The 1768-nt window shown below is 62.0% G+C and carries 4 protein-coding genes; 3 read left to right on the top strand and 1 reads right to left on the bottom strand.

The features are described 5' to 3' along the window. From EOA27_RS34970 to EOA27_RS34960, 3 genes are all read left to right on the top strand, one after another. A partial coding sequence (locus tag EOA27_RS34970; protein ID WP_189562268.1) for a PD-(D/E)XK nuclease family protein occupies positions 1–516 on the top strand: 516 nt, incomplete at its 5' end. A gap of 74 nt (positions 517–590) precedes the next feature. Further along, positions 591–914: a thioredoxin gene (gene trxA / locus EOA27_RS34965; protein WP_112129004.1), complete on the top strand. Its 324-nt coding sequence runs from the start codon at positions 591–593 to the stop codon at positions 912–914. Positions 915–1042: 128 nt separating this feature from the next. Then, positions 1043–1324, top strand: coding sequence for a cupin domain-containing protein (locus tag EOA27_RS34960; RefSeq protein WP_126080115.1), 282 nt, complete (start codon positions 1043–1045; stop codon positions 1322–1324). A 7-nt stretch (positions 1325–1331) separates the two neighbouring features. Here EOA27_RS34960 and EOA27_RS34955 read toward each other — a convergent pair whose 3' ends face one another. Then, on the bottom strand, positions 1332–1751 hold the full coding sequence (locus EOA27_RS34955) for a VOC family protein (RefSeq protein ID WP_126080116.1): 420 nt from the start codon (positions 1749–1751) through the stop codon (positions 1332–1334). Between the last annotated feature and the right edge of the window lie 17 nt (positions 1752–1768).

Genomic DNA, 1768 nt, shown 5'->3' with positions numbered 1-1768 from the left:
GTCGTGCGCGGCCTTGCCTTGCACAAATTGCTGCAGATGCTGCCCGGCATCGCCGAGACGGAAAGGCACGGTGCGGCCGAGCGCTATCTCGCGCGCGCCGGCGCAGATTGGCCAGATGGTGAGCGCGACAGGGCGTTGGACGCGGTGCTCTCCATCCTTTCCGACGACCGCTTCGGCGCGTTGTTCTCGCCGTCGTCCCGCGCGGAAGTCGCGATCATGGGCAGTCTGGAGGTGAAGGGCAGGCTGCGTTCCATCTCCGGCAAGATCGACCGGCTGGCCGTCAGCCCGGAAAAGGTGTCGATCGTCGACTACAAGACCAACCGGCCGGCTCCCAAAGACCTGGCCGAAGTGCCGCCGGCCTATGTGCTGCAGCTTGCGCTCTACCGCGCGCTGCTTGAGCCGCTCTATCCGGGACGCGAGGTGACGGCGGCGCTGCTCTTTACCGAGGCACTGCGGCTGATCGAGCTGCCTGCAAGGGCCATGGCCGATGCCCTTGCCCGACTCACGGGAGCGTGACACAAGAACTGCTTGAACATCGCCGCCACAACCACCACATTTGGTGCAACCCGAGTTTTCGAAAGGATTTCAGCATGGCCACCGTCAAGGTCGACAATGGCAATTTCCAGGCCGATGTGCTCAATGCCAAGGAGCCGGTCGTGGTGGATTTCTGGGCCGAGTGGTGCGGCCCGTGCAAGATGATCGGCCCGTCCCTGGAAGAGATCGCCAAGGAACTCGGCTCGAAGGTGAAGATCGCCAAGCTCAACATCGATGAGAATCCGGAGCTTGCCGCGCAGTTTGGCGTGCGTTCGATCCCGACGCTGATGATCTTCAAGGGCGGCGAAGTGGCCGACATGAAGGTGGGCGCCGCGCCGAAGACCGCGCTGTCGCACTGGATCAACGGCGCCATCGCCTGAGCCATTCGGATATCCAAGGAACAAGCCCGGCCATCGCGCCGGGCTTTTCTTTGGCGCCATCGCTCATGGCGCCCTGGCCCTGACGTTCGCGCCCGCCATCTCCTCTTCTACAGGAAAAGGAGAACGCCATGACCGGAACAGCCAAGGCCACAGTCCATGTCGACAATGAGCGGGTGATCGTCACCGAGTACCGCTTCGCGCCCGGCGCCAACACCGGCTGGCACCGCCATGGCCACGACTATGTCGTCGTGCCGCTGATGGACGGCAAGGTGAGGCTGGTGACCAACGACGGCGAATCCTTCGCCGAAATGAAGAAGGGAGCGCCCTATTTCCGCCGCGAGGGCGTTGAGCACGACGTCATCAACGCCAATGACGGCGAATACGCTTTTATAGAGATCGAGCTGAAGTAGGCTTGGGTCACCAGTCGGCGACGCGATCGCCGCCGGTGAACTGCGCGCTTTTTGCGGTGTATTCGAACAGCTCGATCCTCACGCCGTTGGGATCGGTGATCCAGGCCTGAAAAGTGTCGTCGCATGCGAGCTTCTTCGGCGTCACCTCGACGCCTTTCGAGCGGATATGGGCGATCGCAGCCTCGATATCTTCCACTTCCAGGCAGAAATGGTTGATCTGGTTACGGTCGCCGTAGCTGGCCTCGGTCTTCTCAAACACCTCGACATGGCTGCGGCCGCCGCAGTTGAGATAGAAGCCGAAAATCCTGCCGTCGCGCAGGAAATTGAACCTTGTGTCCATGCCAAGCACGTCGCGATAGAAGGAGCGCGTCGCCTCCAGGTCGTGCGCGAAGATGCAGACATGGGCGAGCTGCCTGACTTTGATCATGGCCGGTTCCTTTCGGC

It is taken from the genome of Mesorhizobium sp. M2A.F.Ca.ET.037.01.1.1 (genome assembly GCF_003998075.1).
Classification (GTDB): domain Bacteria; phylum Pseudomonadota; class Alphaproteobacteria; order Rhizobiales; family Rhizobiaceae; genus Mesorhizobium.
This window is presented reverse-complemented; position numbering and strand designations above follow the sequence as displayed.

Bases quoted from the DNA above. Each gene is read 5' to 3' on its own strand.
- EOA27_RS34955 (WP_126080116.1), bottom strand. From the start codon at position 1,751: ATGATCAAAGTCAGGCAGCTCGCCCATGTCTGCATCTTCGCGCACGAC.
- trxA (WP_112129004.1), top strand. From the start codon at position 591: ATGGCCACCGTCAAGGTCGACAATGGCAATTTCCAGGCCGATGTGCTC.
- EOA27_RS34960 (WP_126080115.1), top strand. From the start codon at position 1,043: ATGACCGGAACAGCCAAGGCCACAGTCCATGTCGACAATGAGCGGGTG.